The sequence below is a fragment of the Brevibacillus formosus genome, from assembly GCF_003013405.1.
Classification (GTDB): domain Bacteria; phylum Bacillota; class Bacilli; order Brevibacillales; family Brevibacillaceae; genus Brevibacillus; species Brevibacillus formosus.
Genome location: NZ_PXZL01000030.1, coordinates 172824 through 188116, shown reverse-complemented (window position 1 = coordinate 188116; position 15293 = coordinate 172824). Strand labels below are relative to the sequence as shown.

The 15293-nt window shown below is 46.3% G+C and carries 12 protein-coding genes and 2 tRNA genes; 13 read left to right on the top strand and 1 reads right to left on the bottom strand.

Annotated elements, in window-relative coordinates:
* Positions 1–128 precede the first annotated feature (128 nt).
* The 11 genes from C7R91_RS23540 to C7R91_RS23490 all read left to right on the top strand — a co-directional run bounded on the left by C7R91_RS23540 (position 129) and on the right by C7R91_RS23490 (position 8558).
* The gene (locus C7R91_RS23540; protein WP_047067497.1) at positions 129–461 is read left to right on the top strand and encodes a MarR family winged helix-turn-helix transcriptional regulator; all 333 of its coding nucleotides are present in this window, start codon (positions 129–131) and stop codon (positions 459–461) included.
* Between the two features lie 123 nt (positions 462–584).
* A complete protein-coding gene (locus tag C7R91_RS23535; protein WP_047067495.1) occupies positions 585–3722 on the top strand; it encodes an efflux RND transporter permease subunit in 3138 nt (1045 codons plus the stop codon).
* Between the two features lie 28 nt (positions 3723–3750).
* Positions 3751–4977 carry an efflux RND transporter periplasmic adaptor subunit gene (locus C7R91_RS23530; protein WP_047067494.1) on the top strand — a complete coding sequence of 409 codons (1227 nt, stop codon included), beginning with the start codon at positions 3751–3753 and terminating at the stop codon, positions 4975–4977.
* A gap of 202 nt (positions 4978–5179) precedes the next feature.
* Positions 5180–5890, top strand: coding sequence for a cytochrome c biogenesis CcdA family protein (locus tag C7R91_RS23525; RefSeq protein ID WP_047067492.1), 711 nt, complete (start codon positions 5180–5182; stop codon positions 5888–5890).
* Between the two features lie 23 nt (positions 5891–5913).
* Positions 5914–6447 carry a TlpA family protein disulfide reductase gene (locus tag C7R91_RS23520; protein WP_047067490.1) on the top strand — a complete coding sequence of 178 codons (534 nt, stop codon included), beginning with the start codon at positions 5914–5916 and terminating at the stop codon, positions 6445–6447.
* A gap of 172 nt (positions 6448–6619) precedes the next feature.
* Positions 6620–6817, top strand: a complete 198-nt coding sequence (locus C7R91_RS23515) for a hypothetical protein (protein WP_047067488.1) — start codon at positions 6620–6622, stop codon at positions 6815–6817.
* 288 nt (positions 6818–7105) lie between these two features.
* Positions 7106–7276, top strand: coding sequence for a YycC family protein (locus C7R91_RS23510; RefSeq protein ID WP_083994996.1), 171 nt, complete (start codon positions 7106–7108; stop codon positions 7274–7276).
* A 27-nt stretch (positions 7277–7303) separates the two neighbouring features.
* A complete protein-coding gene (locus tag C7R91_RS23505; protein ID WP_047067487.1) occupies positions 7304–7870 on the top strand; it encodes a thioredoxin family protein in 567 nt (188 codons plus the stop codon).
* Positions 7871–7936: 66 nt separating this feature from the next.
* A complete protein-coding gene (locus tag C7R91_RS23500) occupies positions 7937–8254 on the top strand; it encodes a hypothetical protein (protein WP_047067485.1) in 318 nt (105 codons plus the stop codon).
* A gap of 92 nt (positions 8255–8346) precedes the next feature.
* Positions 8347–8431, top strand: a tRNA-Tyr gene (locus C7R91_RS23495).
* A 45-nt stretch (positions 8432–8476) separates the two neighbouring features.
* Positions 8477–8558: transfer RNA gene (locus tag C7R91_RS23490), tRNA-Leu, on the top strand.
* Between the two features lie 157 nt (positions 8559–8715).
* Here C7R91_RS23490 and edeQ read toward each other — a convergent pair.
* Complete coding sequence (edeQ, locus tag C7R91_RS23485) at positions 8716–9153, bottom strand: edeine self-resistance N-acetyltransferase EdeQ (protein ID WP_047067484.1); 438 nt, start codon at positions 9151–9153, stop codon at positions 8716–8718.
* Between the two features lie 299 nt (positions 9154–9452).
* Between edeQ and edeP the strand changes: the two genes are divergently transcribed.
* Together edeP and C7R91_RS23475 are read left to right on the top strand one after the other, a co-directional pair.
* Entirely contained in the window at positions 9453–13958 is a 4506-nt protein-coding gene (edeP, locus tag C7R91_RS23480; protein ID WP_047067482.1) for an edeine non-ribosomal peptide synthetase EdeP, read from the top strand.
* Positions 13959–14038: 80 nt separating this feature from the next.
* The gene (locus C7R91_RS23475) at positions 14039–15286 is read left to right on the top strand and encodes a lysine 2,3-aminomutase (protein WP_047067480.1); all 1248 of its coding nucleotides are present in this window, start codon (positions 14039–14041) and stop codon (positions 15284–15286) included.
* Positions 15287–15293 lie beyond the last annotated feature (7 nt).

Genomic DNA, 15293 nt, shown 5'->3' with positions numbered 1-15293 from the left:
AAATCCTTGTCAGAAATCTACCCCTGGGTAGACTTCACTACATATACATTTCAGTAGAATTATTTTTGGGAAATAAACGATTAGTATGGGTGTGAAGTGGTTAAGTAAGGATGGCAAGGGAGGTTCTTATGAAAGAACTGATTCAGTTGGCAAAACTCCTGCAAGAAGCCAGTGTTTTGTTTACCACGATTTCTGAGCAAGAGCTGGATACAAGTGATGTAACCTGGCAACAGGTCTTGATTCTAGAGCAGCTTGGAAACGGGCCAAAAACCATGGGGGACATAAGTAAGACTGTCGGTCTTTCATACAGCACAACTTCCGGTCTTATTAACCGGTTGGAGCAGGAAAACCTGGTACGCAGGTTCCGAGACCAAACAGATCGACGAGTTGTGTGGGTGTCACTGACAGAGCGTGTATACCAACAGCAAGATGTGAAATGGGGAAATTCACAAACCGTTTAAAAATGGTTTCACCCCTTTATATTTCGTTAAACGAAATGTTACTGTGAGTTTCACCTTATTCATTTCGTTATGCGAACTATTTCTCACAAAAATTAGCAGATATATAAAGAAGAGGTGAGTGGATTGAATCTTTCTGAACTATCGATTAAACGCCCGGTCACCATGATCATGTTGACTCTGGCCATGCTGATTTTTGGTTTCGTCTCACTGCCTCGCTTGGCGATTGATCTCATGCCGGATCTTAACTTCCCGGTTGCTGTCGTGGTTACATCCGTTGATGGCGGATCTCCGAGTGAGGTAGAAAAACTGGTAACGAAGCCGATCGAAGACGCACTTGCAACGGTATCCGATTTAGATAATATACAATCGGTATCGATGGAAGGCGCTTCGCAGGTTATCCTCATGTTTAACTGGGGGACAGACCTTGATCAGGCGACTCTCGACATGCGGGAGAAGGTAGATCAGGTTCGTGGCTCTTTGCCTGACTCAGCTAGAGCGCCACGCGTACTGCGCATTGACCCGAACAGTACACCGATTATTGAGTTTGCGGTGACGGGTGAGCAAGATATCAACAAATTGAAAAAGATGGCAGAGGATATGATCCAATCACGCCTGGAGCGAATTGATGGGGTCGCATCTGCTTCCATCAGCGGCGGACAAAGCCGGATCATCGATGTTACAGTCGACCCAGCCAAACTGGCGGCATATGGATTGTCACTTGACCAAGTTCAGCAAGCTCTACAGGGCAGCAACTTGTCAGGTTCTGGTGGAGCAGTACGCGAGGGAGACGCCAAGCTCAACATCCGTGTACAAGGTGAGTTTGCCGATGTCGAACAAATCGCGCTGACACCAATCTCTGTCGGAGGAAACTCCATCAGGCTCAGCGATATTGCCGAAGTAAAAGACACGCATCAAGATGTAACACAATTGAGTTACGTCAATGGAACGCCTAGCTTGGGCATTAAAGTGACAAAAGCTTCTGGCGGAAACACCATTGAGGTAGCAGATGATGTAAAAGCTGAGCTGGAGAAAATCAAAAGCGAGCTGCCAGAAGGCGTAAAAATCATTACGACTCTGGATACATCCACTTACATCAAGGATTCCGTTTACACGACCGCTGAACATGCCCTGTTGGGTGGCGGTATCGGTATGATCTTGCTGTTCTTCTTCTTGGGCAGCTTGCGATCCATGGTAATTGCGGTCATCGTTCTCCCTGTATCGATCGTTGCTACGTTCTTGCTGATGTACATGTCTGGACAGACGATCAACCTGATTTCCCTTTCCGGTTTGACATTGGGATTGGGATCATTGATTGACTTTGCGGTTGTTATGCTCGAGAATGTTTTCCGTCATCGAGAACAGGGAAAAGGTATGATGGAAGCCGCATTGGATGGTTCCAAAGAAGTAGGTACGGCAGTAATGGCTTCGGCTTTGGCGCAAATTTGCGTATTCTTGCCGATTGCCCTCACGGAAGGTATTGCTTCTGAGTTGTTTGGACCACTTGCATTGACGGTTGTTTACTCACATATTGCAGCGCTTGTATTCTCTATTTTGCTCGTGCCGATGCTTAGTTCGAGAATTTTAAACAAAATTCCGTCGCATACGCATCATGAGAACTATCGTGGAATTAATCCAGTTACTTGGTTCAACATTGGATTTAGCAAAGTAGAAAAAGGCTACCAAAGATTGTTAAAATGGTCATTGGGCCATCGTAAAACAGTCATGATTTCTTCGGTTGTCCTGATGGTGGGCTCTCTCGCATTAACTCCGATGATCGGGGCAGAGTTTATCCCGGCCATGGACCAGGGTCAGGTAAATATCTCCATCAAAATGCCGAATGGTACTGTTCTGGCTGAAACGGAAAAAGTAACAAAACAAGTGGAAGAAATTGTCAACACTATTCCGGAGAAAGATATTGTTGCGACTTCGGTTGGTAGCAATGTTTCACCAATCGCCAGTACCTTGTCTTCCAATCAAGGGACGATCACCCTGATGCTGGTAGACCTCAAGGAGCGAACTCGTTCCTCCAATGAAATTGTGATGGATCTCCAGGAAAAGCTGAAGCATATTGCTGGACCGGAAATTAAGGTAAGCGCACCATCCGGTATGTCTACTGGTTCCCCCATTCAACTGAAGGTTAGAGGGGATGACTTGGCCGTACTGAAAGACATCAGTGGTATCATTAAAGGTGAAATTGAGAAGGTACCTGGTACGAGTAACGTAACAACCAGCTTGGAAGAATCAAGACAAGAGCTGGAAGTGAAGATCAATGCTGAGAAAGCGAGCCTGTACGGATTGACAACAGGACAAATTCTCTCCAGTGTTCGCACTTCCTTCCAAGGTCAAACGGTAACGTACTATCGCACGGGTGATGATGAGATTGACGTCAACCTGAAGCTGCCGAAAACGTATCAGGAAGATATCAACTTCTTGAACAATATGCGAATTTCTGCTCCTGGTGGGGCACAGATCGCACTCACCTCGGTTGCGACTATCAGTAAGGTAGATGTGCCAGTATCGATTAACCGTGCCGACTCAAGCCGTGAAGTTCAAGTAACGAGTGATTTGGCAGGGCGTGACCTGAGCTCTGTTACACGGGAAGTGCAAGAGAAAATTTCGAAGCTGAATCTCCCGGATGGTTACACAGTCGATTTTGGCGGGCAAAGTGAAGAAATGATGGAATCATTCGGTAGCCTTGCTCTCGCGATTGTACTGTCAGTCGTGTTGCTTTATATGGTAATGGCAGCGCAGTTTGAATCGTTATACACTCCATTTATCATCATGTTTTCCGTGCCGCCAACTGTTACAGGCGTTCTGCTAGGACTATTGGCGACAGGCACAACGATCAGCGTTGGGGTTTTGATCGGGTACATCTTGTTGATCGGTCTGGTCGTGAACAACGCGATTGTATTGATCGACTACGTGAACCAACTGCGTGCAAAAGGTATGGAGCTGTATGATGCGATCCTGCACGCTGGGCCGATTCGTCTTCGTCCGATTTTGATGACGACACTCACCACGATTCTAGCGATTGGACCACTCGCATTCTCTGGCGGTGCCGGTTCTGAGACGAACGCACCAATGGCCGTGACGGTTATTTTCGGTCTTGGATTCTCAACATTGATTACCCTGGTTCTGGTTCCTGTCGTTGCATCCTGGTTTGATGATGCAGGGAAAAAGAGACGCTTGAAGCGCAAGTTGAAACTGGAAAAGAAACTTGAAAAGAAACAAAAGAAAATCAATCCCGCTTTGGAATCGTAAGACGTTTGTGGGAAGAGGAGGGACATACATGAAACTAAGTAAAAAACCCGTCATTTTGGCATTGCTGGCCATCACGCTAGTGGCAGGGTGCTCCAGCCCGCAAGCGGAAACGCCGCCTACGGAAACGGTGGAAGCGGCAACCCCTGTACAGGTTGAAACAGTTGCTACGGGCACAGTAGTATCAGATTCTGGTCTCACGGCTAAGCTGGCGCCGAGTGAGGAAGTGCAAGTCTCCCCGAAAATGGGTGGGAAAATTTCTTCCCTGCCAGTGAAACTGGGCCAATACGTGACAAAAGGTCAAGTATTGTTCAAGCTCGATGAAAAAGATCTGGTGAACAGTGTCAAGCAAGCAGAAGCAGCCTACAACGTATCAAAAGCCAGCTTAAACCAAGCAGGCAGCAGCTCTGATCAAGGCTTGGTTCAAGCAAAAAATAGCCTGAAGCAGGCAGAAACTGCCCTTCAGGATGCAAAAGTAAACCAGCAGCGGATGCAACAGCTCTTTTCACAAGGAGCGATTTCTGCACAGCAGATGGAACAGGCAAACTCCCAACTGACAACGGCACAGACTTCTTATGATAACGCGCAGCAGGCATTGCAATCTGCTGGGCAAAAAACAAGTGTGCAAGTGTCCGAAGCATCTGTGCAGCAAGCACAAGTAAGTCTGCAAAATGCTCGTGAGCAATTGGCGAACGCGACTGTGACGTCTCCGATCAATGGATATATTTCCAGCGTAAACGGCGCAGTTGGTCAAATGACAGGTCAGCAACCGGTTGTGGTTGTCGTTAACACGAACCCACTTCTGGTAAAAGCAAATCTGTCAGAAGCTGATATTACAAAAGTAAAAGTAGGAACTATCGTAAAAGTAAACGTACAATCGACTGGAAAAACGATTGATGCCAAGGTAACAGCGATGAGTCCAGTCATGGATACACAGCTGAAGGCATACCCGGTGGAGATTACGATTCCAAACCCATCCAATGAGCTGAAGTCCGATATGGTTGTGAATGTAACCTTCCCATCGGTTGGGGAAAGTGGAGCAAAATCAATCGTTGTAACGCGCGGTGCCGTTTTTGATCGCGATGGTAAGCAGTACGTATTCAAGCTGGAAGGTGACATTGCAAAACAAGTCGAGGTCACTACAGGCAAATCCTCCAGTGATCAGATCGAAATTTTGACAGGCTTGTCTGCCGGCGATAAGATCGTGGTAAAAGGGCAAACACTGCTTCAAGATGGCGACAAAGTTACTATTCAATAAGAAGAGAATAGCTAGGAAGGGGCGGAGTACATCCGCCTCTTTTTTTGTGTACAATGGAAGTATTCGTGAAAGTGATCTGAATGAGCTATTATCTAAAGTAAAATGTCACGGATTTAAGACAAAGTGTCATTGCTACTTTTGAAGGGGGAAAAGATTCGATACAATGAGAAGATAGTGGAAAAAATACCCACCGGAGGTACATATGACTGGCGATATTACTGTTTTTTTGGCTTTTGCAGCAGGTTTTCTCTCGTTTATTTCCCCTTGCTGCCTGCCGCTTTATCCGTCCTTTTTGTCTTACATAACTGGGGTTACAATTGATGAAGTAAAGAAAGGGAGAGCGGTTTTTCGCAAGGAAGCCTTCTTGCATACCTTTTTCTTCATTGTCGGGTTTTCGATCATTTTCATTGCGCTGGGGTTGTCTACATCTTGGATCGGAAGCTTGTTCACTGACCAGCAGGACTTGATTCGTCAACTAGGCGGTATTTTGCTTGCTGTTATTGGTTTGGTTATGCTTGGCGTGTTTAAAATGGATTGGATGATGCGTTCTTTTAAAATCGATTTAAAATCGAGGCCATTGGGGTATACTGGGTCCATACTGGTGGGAATGACGTATGCGGCTGGATGGACACCTTGTGTGGGACCTATTCTTTCAGGCATTATCGTCATGGGCGTATCCAATCCTTCAAGCGCCTTGGCTTACACATTGGCGTATACACTTGGTTTCGCCATTCCATTTTTTGTCATGACGTTCTTCATCAGTAAGGTGAAAGCGATTGTGAAGTATTCCGACCTGTTTATGAAAATCGGAGGAGCCATTATGATTTTGTTCGGTGTTCTTCTGTATACAGATAAGCTGACGGATATTACACGCGTTCTCATTCAAATGTACGGAGGCTTTACGGGATTCTAACTCAGTAGGGCAGAGGTGACAAAATGAAAAAGTTGTTGCTCGCGGTGATCGTATTGTTGGGGGTCGGACTTGCTGTTTGGGAAAAGCCTCAAGAAACAGCCGCAATCGTAGCAGAGGTTCAAAAACCGGAAGTTGGCTTTGCGGCTCCTCATTTTACACTGACCGGATTGGACCAGCAGACGTACAAGGTAGAAGGAAAAAGGGCCAAACCATTGGTCTTGAATTTTTGGGCTTCGTGGTGTGGACCATGCAAGATGGAGGCACCTGATTTACAAAAAGTCTATGAGAAATATGGCGGGCAGGTTGATTTGTATGGCGTGAACGTCACGAGCAATGACAGCCCGGAAGCAGCCATGGCCTTCGTCACCAACTACAAGCTGACATTTCCGATACCGATGGACGTAGCTGGAACTGTGTCGAACCGTTATAAGGTGTTGGCATTCCCAACTACTTACTTGATTGACGCGGATGGGATCGTACGAAAGAAGATAATTGGCATGGTAGATGCTCCTACACTGGAGCTGGAACTGCGCCAGTTGTTAAGTCCAAAACCATAATGAAAACATTTATGTCGCTGGGGTAGAATTCTCCGGCGGCTTTTTCTATGTATTGACACGTATGACAAGGCCCATTTTACAGGTAAATATCTTGATTTTGTATGCTTGCCTAAAGAGCGGGGCTGTTCTCCTTCATAGACTGGAGTGATCTAGGGCAAAGGGAGGCAAACGGATGGCCAAGGGTAAAAAGATCAAGAAGAAGGACACGCGGCAGCACCCGAATCAAATGCAGCTGAAAATCGTATCGTCCCATACATGTCAAATTTGCAAGCAGCAATGCGCGCGAGGATTGGCATATCTGGAACAGATGTCTCGGCCCGGTGCGATCGGCTTTGGTGTACCGTGCATTCTCACAAGACAGAAGCCATAGCCCGTCCTTTCCATGTGCGGAATATTCTGTTCACGAGAGATAGTCGCTTCGCGTGCGGTGAGAAGGGAGCCACAGCCTGACTCTATTTTGGAGCTGCCTACCGGTGGCTCTTTTTTAAATTTTCATTAAGAATGTGGCCGGAGTACATGTGAAAGAAGGAGATCACTAAAGCCAACATGCTACAAAGGTCAAAGGCTACCCATTGCCAGGCTTGTATGCTGGCAGGTTTAATGGCTGTGTATTATACTGAAGAGACTGATGAAAGCAAGGGAAAGGAGCAAAAATGACATGCGTCCATTACAAATATCACCGGAGACGGCTGTCAAGCTGGCCGAAGCGCTTCAGGTACCCTTGGAGCGTCTCATGCACATGCCGCAGCACATCTTGTTGCAAAAAATGATGGAGCTGGCTAATCAAGAAAAGGAAGCAAACGAAGAAGCGCATAAAAACCAAGAATAGGCGAGTGATACAAAAGGAGGAGAAAAGATGGGGGCAAATGTAGCACATAAATTCCGTACGGGGCTCAAGCCACAAGCGTTTGTGGAAAGTATGACTAAAAATCAGGATACATACCAAAACTGGTCGGATGCATTTTCATGGGAGGATGAACAAGACCGTGCGTTTTTTGCCTCTCTCCAGCATCGTGATGACCTTAGATGCTTGATTTTGGCTGCGGACTGGTGTGGCGACGTCGTTCGCAACTTGCCAGTCGTCTTGCATGCTCTGAAAGAAACAGACATGCCAGTGGAAATTATGGTAATGGAAGAGCACCTCGATCTCATGGATGAGTTTCTTACTATGGGCGGTCGGGCGATCCCTGTTGTTATTTTCGCGGATACGGGTGGACATGTTCTCGCCAAATGGGGACCGAGACCAAAGCATGTCCAAGCTGTCATGACGGCATTCAAACAACAAAACCCGGACCGAAACGCCACGGATTATGAAGACAAGATCAAAGTGGCGCGTGCCGAAATGCTCGAGCAGTATGGAGAAGGCACTGGCTACCAGCAAGTGATTGTCAAAGAACTGAGAGAGCTGCTTTCCTCGATCTAATCTATCACATCAATAACAGGGCGGAGTCACGGCTCCGTCCATTTTCATGCAGAAGGGCTGAATAACATGTATTATTACGGGAATGAAACGATTATGTCTTTGGAGCAGGTGCTTCGCTTAAAAGCATCGGAAGTTCGAATCTTGGAGTGGGTACGTACCTACGAGTTTTTAGAAAACAGTTATGGGATAGATGAAGCTGTTCCCTACTTCTTGGAAATAAAATGCGAAGAAGGGCAAGTGAAGGTTCGCAAAAATCGCATACTAGACTTCCCGGAATACTCCTGTGAGGGAGAAGCAACATTCCAAGAAGTAGACGAAGCACTGCGCGTTTTTCACGAGTGGGCACAGGAGATCTTGGCGAAAAAAGAGAGTCAATCTAAATAAATATATTGACGTCAAACAAAGTTCATGATAAATTAATAAATGTCGCTTCTGGTTGAATAGAGTAGACGCAGAAGATAGACAGCACATATTGTGGGGAGATAGTGAAGTGGCTAAACACGGCAGACTGTAAATCTGCTCCCTCCGGGTTCGGCGGTTCGAATCCGTCTCTCCCCACCATTGATTTTCTATCGATGATGTGCTAATTTATTCATAGTTTTACTTGCCGGTGTGGCGGAATGGCAGACGCGCGCGACTCAAAATCGTGAGGGAAACCGTGGGGGTTCAAGTCCCTTCACCGGCACCATATCAAAAACGAATGCACACTAACCATGATGTTTACAGACACATGGAAGGTGTGCTTTTTTAATTTACGTGAAAACAAATCAAACAGCGGCGAGTCTAAGACTTGATTTTCAGGTCTTAGGTCGCCGCTGTTTGATTTTTGGGTAACGAAAATTCGCCTAAAAGTTCAATTCAGCAATCGTCTCGCCAAACAGAACCATACCATTTTTTTGGAATCCGAGTGAAGCGTAAAGATTTTCAGCTGCGACATTTGCCGGGGCATAACCAATGACAATCTTTTTACAATCTTCCTTCGCTTTCAGGATATCAATAACTTGCGCAATCGCAGCACGTCCGTAGCCTAGTCGCTGGTACTTCGCATCAATTAAGAGTCTGTAAATCCAGTAGTTGCCATCGTCAGGGTCAAGCCCATACATGACAAAGCCAACCATTGTGTCATCATGGTATATGGCCAAAGGAACAAATGTAGTTTGAAACTTTGATTCAGCGATGGAGTAGAGGTTCGGGGCAACAAACTCGCTCTGTTCGGGAGTAGGTTCCAGTTCAATACACTCTTCCCAGTTTTCCAAAGTTACTTCACGAAGTGTCACAGACATCTAATCACATTCATCCTTCCGGGAACTTGTTTTTACCAATATATTACATTTATCCTACGTGAAAAGACAGCCAAAATCAATAGAGTGCACAAATTTTTTTCTTTTATAAGCAAAGCTAGAGAAAGGGGAAGAGATATAATTCATTAAATTTTCATAAATAACATTTTATGGAAAATTCATTTGACACTATAGAAGATGCATCTATATAGTTGGGGATGGAAGTATTTGTAATCAATAATATTTTTTACCATGTCTGAGTTGTGATTACATCTGTACAATTCCGAAAGGGGGGATATGCATTGCGTCAGGATAAGAAGCAATCGAAGGTGGGATACCCTTTAAGTCATCCACAAAAGCGTATCTGGTATACGGAAAAATTGCATCCACAGCTTCCTATCCATACGTTAGGTGGGATGGTGCGGGTTCAAGGAAAGGTAAAATTGGATGTATTGGAAGCGGCCATTCACCTGTTCATTCAAAAGAACGATGCTTTGCGACTCAACTATCGAGAGGAAGAGACAGTCCTTCAGTTTGTTGGAGAGTACGAACCGCAGCCATTGCAGGTGTTTGATTTCAGCCAGGAACCGAATGCCCCTGATCAGTGCAGACAATTCCTGCAAGCTTTGTTTGCAAAGCCATTTTCGATCGGACAAGAGCCTCTGTTCTACTTTTGTCTGATTCAACTGAGTGAGGAAGAAGCGGGGTATTTTGTAAAGCTGCACCATTTGATTGCTGATGGTTGGTCCATCTCAATCATGACAGAGCAAATTTCTCACTATTATGACACGTTGCTGGCTGGCGGTGCCGTTCATGTTGGAGATGAACACCCTTATCAAGCTTTTGTCGAAAGGGAGCATGCCTATTCTCTGTCTGAGAGATTTGAAAAGGACAAGCGGTACTGGCGGGACAAGTTTCAGAGCTTGCCTGTGATCACGACATTACAAAAGGCAACAGATACTACCGAAGGCAAGCGCAAAGTCTATGCATTTAACCGGGAAGATTCGATAAGAATACGCCAGTTTGCAGACCAGATGAAATGCTCGCTAAATTCCTTGTTTGTGGCTCTCGTCAGCCTTTACCTTCAGCGTTGTACGAGGCAAGAAGAAATTGTGATCGGTACACCGCTTTTAAACCGTTCAGGAAAAGTGGAGCGCAAAATATTCGGGATGTTCACCAGCACTATGCCATTTCGTCTGGCAGTGCCGATGGAAATGGATGCCTTCGATTATGTTAAATATGTCAACAGGGAACTCACTTCCTGTTTTTTTCATCAGAAATATCCGTACGATTTGTTGGCTCAAGAGTTGGAGCTGAAGAAACATGGCTATGACAGCCTGTTTCAGATTTGTGTGAATTATTACAGCACGCAGCTTCCCTTCACCCTCGGCGGGTACTCCGTGACCAATGAGGAGTTTTACAACGGTCACCAGTTGTATTCGCTCCAAGTGATTATCAGAGAATGGGCAACAGATGAACGATTGACGCTGGAATTGGACTATAAGATAGCCGAGTACACGGGAGAGGATATTGACCGAATAGCGGATCATCTCGTAAGGCTGCTCAATCAGATGATTTCGAATCCAGAAGTTCCGCTCTCCAATCTTAACTTCCTAGCTGACGAAGAGCTGGCACTACAACTCCATGCGTGGAACGATACGGCGGCTTCCTATCCTAGGGAGAAGACAGTTGTCCAGTTGTTTGAAGAGCAAGTAATACGGTCGCCACAGGGAGTGGCATTGGAGTCAGATAGGCGCACGCTGACATTTCAGGAACTGCATGATCAAGTGAATCGACTCGCTCAATCGTTGCGAAACCGAGGAGTTGGCCCTGACGTAATTGTGGCGTTGCTGGCAGATCATTCTCCAGAGATGATCATCGGGCTGTTGGCCGTGCTAAAAGCTGGCGGGGCTTACCTTCCGATTGATCCTCAACTCCCTTCTCAGCGCATTGAATATCTGCTGTCTGATTCTAAAGCGGACCTGTTGCTTCGTCACACTTCGCGAGCAGAGGATATCTCATGGTCCAAAGAAATCCTGGAGCTTGGTGATTCGTCCCTGTATCTAAATGATGGCGTAATGCTGGAATCGGTCAATCAGCCAGATGATTTAGCCTATGTCATTTATACTTCAGGCTCTACAGGAAATCCGAAGGGAGTCATGGTTACTCATCGGGGGCTCGTCAACTATATTTCGTGGGCGAAAGACCGCTATCTCTCTTGTCCTGAAGAAGCGTTTGCTTTCTATTCCTCACTGGCATTTGATTTGACGGTTACGTCCATTTTCTGCCCGTTGGTAAAAGGAAATCGGATGGTTATCTATCCGCACTCAGACTCAGAGTTTGTCTTATCGCGCATCTTTAGCGACGGACGCTCCCATGTTGTAAAGCTGACACCTGCCCATCTGTTTTTGCTGCAAGAAATCGCGCTTCCTACTACCACGGTGAAGAGAGTGATAGTGGGCGGCGAGGACTTGAAGGTGAGTCTGGCTGAGGCGATTCATGCCAAATGGAACGGACAAATCGAAATCCTCAATGAGTATGGCCCTACCGAGACAGTAGTCGGGTGCATGATCTATCAATACGATCCAGAGATCGATGTCGAAGGTTCTGTGCCGATTGGACATCCGATCAGTAACGTGCAGCTCTACATTTTGGATTCATATGGGAAACCAATCCCAATCGGATCGACAGGAGAGCTATTCATCTCGGGAGATAGTGTGGCACGGGGGTATCTTAACCGCGAGGAATTGACGCAAGAGCGTTTTCTACCCGATCCATTTCAGCCAGGTAAAGTGATGTACAAGACGGGCGATCTGGTTCGCTATCGGCCCAATGGAGTCATGGAGTATCTGGGGCGGGCTGACTATCAGGTGAAAATTCATGGTTACCGCATTGAATTGGGTGAAATTGAACAGCAGCTCCTTGGTCATTCTTCAGTGCGTGAGGCAGTGGTGATTGATCGCTTGGATACGTGGGGGCGTAAATACCTTTGTGCTTATGTGATCACGGAAACATCTTTCCGGGAAAAAGATCTCCGCGAAGAACTGGCAGATCGATTGCCTGCATACATGATCCCTTCGCAAATCGTGCAGCTTGATCAGTTTCCGCTGACCTCAAATGGCAAGGTAGATCGAAAACAGCTTCCCGAACCTGTCATGGAGCGAAAAGGTACGGAGGATGAAATCAGTCCTCGTGACGAGTTCGACAAGCTATTGGTTGAAGTGTATGAGAGTGTGCTTGGTCGTTCACCATTTGGTCTACATGACCCGTTTTCCCAACTAGGGGGGGATTCGATCAAGGCGATTCAGGTTTCCTATCGATTGCATCAGCGAGGAATCAAGATTCCGGTAAGAGACATCTTGATTTATGACACGATTGCAGAATTAAAAGCGAGAAGTGACTGGAGCTGGGGAGTGGAACAGATCTCACAAGAGCCGTGTACTGGCGAGTTGCCGTCATCTCCCATCGTTTCTTGGTTTTTGTCACAACAGTTCCGCAATGCTGATCATTGGAACCAGTCGTTGCTCCTTGAAAGCAAGGAAAAAGTAACGCTGGAGGAGTTTGAAACGAGTCTGTCTGCACTGGTTAACCATCACGATTGTCTGCGACTCAATTACTCGGCAAAAGAGGGGAAGCTCTTTTACAATGAGCGCCACCTGACGAATCGAGCGTTAGTATCTTACGTCGACCTCTCTGCTGTACCGAAAGAGGAACAAGAGAGTAGAATGCTTGAGGCGATGAGAGCTTGCGCTGTTAGCTTCAAGTTGGAAGAATCTTTGCTGTTTACCGGTTGTCTCTTTGAGTTAGGTCCCGATCGACCTCAGCGATTGTTTCTGACGGCCCATCATCTTGTTGTCGACGGTGTCTCATGGAGGATTCTCCTGGAAGATTTGATGAGCGCCTTGGCTAGTCTGAAACGTAATGAGCCAATTGTCTTGCCGGATAAAACACATTCAATGCAAGCGTGGATCAAGGAAGTCTCCGCCTTTTACCAGTCGGATCAGGCGAGCAAAGAAAAAGAATATTGGGACACGTTTGCCATCCCGGAAGACAAACTGCCGACTGACTACGATTTTGGCGAAGACTTGGTAGAATACAGCGCTACATCTACACGCACTCTTTCAGCCGAGATGACGTCGCGACTTTTGACAACGGCCAACCAAATGTTCAACACGGGTCCCCAAGACCTATTGGTTGCAGCACTTACCCGGACTTTGTCTGATGTGTTTGATAGGGAGCGTCTCTTGCTGGTAATGGAGTCGCATGGGCGTGAGTCTTCTATTCATACGATGAACGTAACTAGAACAGTAGGATGGTTTACAAGTATGTATCCTGTTCTGTTCGAAACGAATCCATCCAATCGAACTGATCACCTAAAAGCAGTAAAGGAGAAATTACGTCAGATTCCGATGGGGGGACTTGGGTTTGGCTGGCTAAAGCCTCAGCTACTCGCGGCAGAGGAAAAGTCACATGTTCGATTCAATTATCTGGGATCCGTTGATAATCAACTGAGTAATGATCTGGTACTAATGGGAGGAAACTTGGCGGTAGATGCCGGGGTGGGTAATCATTTGACCGCACTGCTTGACGTGGCTGCTCTCATTCGTCAAGGAAAACTTCAGGTTTCTGTTACGTTCAGCTTGCGCAAGTATCGCGAGGAGACCATGGAGAAGTTGCTTGCGTTGTTTTTCAATGAATTGGAGCAGCTCATTGATCATTGTTGCAGTCAGGAGGTCCCAGAATTTACTCCATCGGATTTTGAAGATGTGGAATTGACGCAAAAAGAGCTGGATTTGCTGTTTGGATAACAAAGCGAGTCTCATGGTTGACCGAGTTTTCCGAGAAAGCAAAGATGACCAGTGTTTAATAAATGACAGGAGGGATTACATTGAGTGTCAAGGTATTAATGGGAAAAAAAGGATTTGAGGAGTTCGCAACAATTGTCGGCTTTACAGAAGCTGAGCGGGAAGAACGCAGTGCATTACTGGAGCAGTCTTATATGCCATTCAAGGTGACTCGCTATTATGCCGAGTTGATTGCGGGTCAATCGGAGCCTTATCGTACCCAGATGATCAATATCGTGCTTCCGCCACCAGGAGAGAAACCCTATAAAGGCCGCTTTGATCCATATGGAAACAAGTCGTACCGTCAGGATGAAACAGCTTTCCTGCAACACAAGTACAAAAAGACATTGTTACTTCACATCGACGACTTTTGTATTGCCAACTGCCAGTTCTGCTATAAAGTGAATGAAATTCGCCACGAGGATATTGGATACACCAATATTATGGAAAAAGCAGAAAGGGCTGTGCAGTATTTGGAGGCACATCCGTACATCGATAATGTCCTCTTTACCGGTGGAGATCCTGCTTCCTTCCGTAAAACCTCTGACTTAATCAAGCTGATTAGCACGCTATTGAGTGTGAAGAGTATTCGGCTCGTTCGCTTTGCAACCAAGGCTTTGGCCTATGATCCTGCTCGTTTTCTTGATGGAGAGCTGCTCGCGTTTTTTGACCAAGTAAGACAGACGCCCGGCAAGCAGGTAAGTGTGATTTCCCAGTTCAACCATCCAGGAGAAATAAGTGACGTTTCGATCCAAGCAACGCAAGCGCTGCTATCCGTTGGTGTACAGATTCGCGGACAGCCTGCCATCATTCGTGGTGTTAACGATTCTGTCGAGACGTTGATCGACTTGCAGCGCAAGTTCCTGGATAATCGAATCATTTCGTATTATTTGACGGTGTTTATGCCAGTCAGGGGAGTCGAGCAGTATGCCATTCCATTGGACGAGGCGTTCCGGAATGTGGCCGAGTCCAAGCGCAATCTGGGTGGCTTGGAGAAAAAAGGGGTACTTCTTACTTCGCACGACTTTGGAAAATTAGAGATTTGTGGCTTTTATCCGACAGCCGAGCGTCCTGAAAAAATTGTTTTGAAATGGCATCAAGCAGTCGGACCAGACTATCTTCCAGAGCGGTTGAAGGAATTGATCCCAACTCGTTCAGAAGACCTGATGATTTTGGACTACAAACAGGGAGAGATGTACTGCCTCGACCATGTATTCGAACACAATGGCTTGCCGTATGTGAATGCAGATGGGGAGATCGTGGAAAACCTGCCGAGTGAAGTGGTTCGGTAAGGGAGTC

Bases quoted from the DNA above. Each gene is read 5' to 3' on its own strand.
- C7R91_RS23540 (WP_047067497.1), top strand. From the start codon at position 129: ATGAAAGAACTGATTCAGTTGGCAAAACTCCTGCAAGAAGCCAGTGTT.
- C7R91_RS23530 (WP_047067494.1), top strand. From the start codon at position 3,751: ATGAAACTAAGTAAAAAACCCGTCATTTTGGCATTGCTGGCCATCACG.
- C7R91_RS23525 (WP_047067492.1), top strand. From the start codon at position 5,180: ATGACTGGCGATATTACTGTTTTTTTGGCTTTTGCAGCAGGTTTTCTC.
- C7R91_RS23520 (WP_047067490.1), top strand. From the start codon at position 5,914: ATGAAAAAGTTGTTGCTCGCGGTGATCGTATTGTTGGGGGTCGGACTT.
- C7R91_RS23515 (WP_047067488.1), top strand. From the start codon at position 6,620: ATGGCCAAGGGTAAAAAGATCAAGAAGAAGGACACGCGGCAGCACCCG.
- C7R91_RS23510 (WP_083994996.1), top strand. From the start codon at position 7,106: ATGCGTCCATTACAAATATCACCGGAGACGGCTGTCAAGCTGGCCGAA.
- C7R91_RS23505 (WP_047067487.1), top strand. From the start codon at position 7,304: ATGGGGGCAAATGTAGCACATAAATTCCGTACGGGGCTCAAGCCACAA.
- C7R91_RS23500 (WP_047067485.1), top strand. From the start codon at position 7,937: ATGTATTATTACGGGAATGAAACGATTATGTCTTTGGAGCAGGTGCTT.
- edeQ (WP_047067484.1), bottom strand. From the start codon at position 9,153: ATGTCTGTGACACTTCGTGAAGTAACTTTGGAAAACTGGGAAGAGTGT.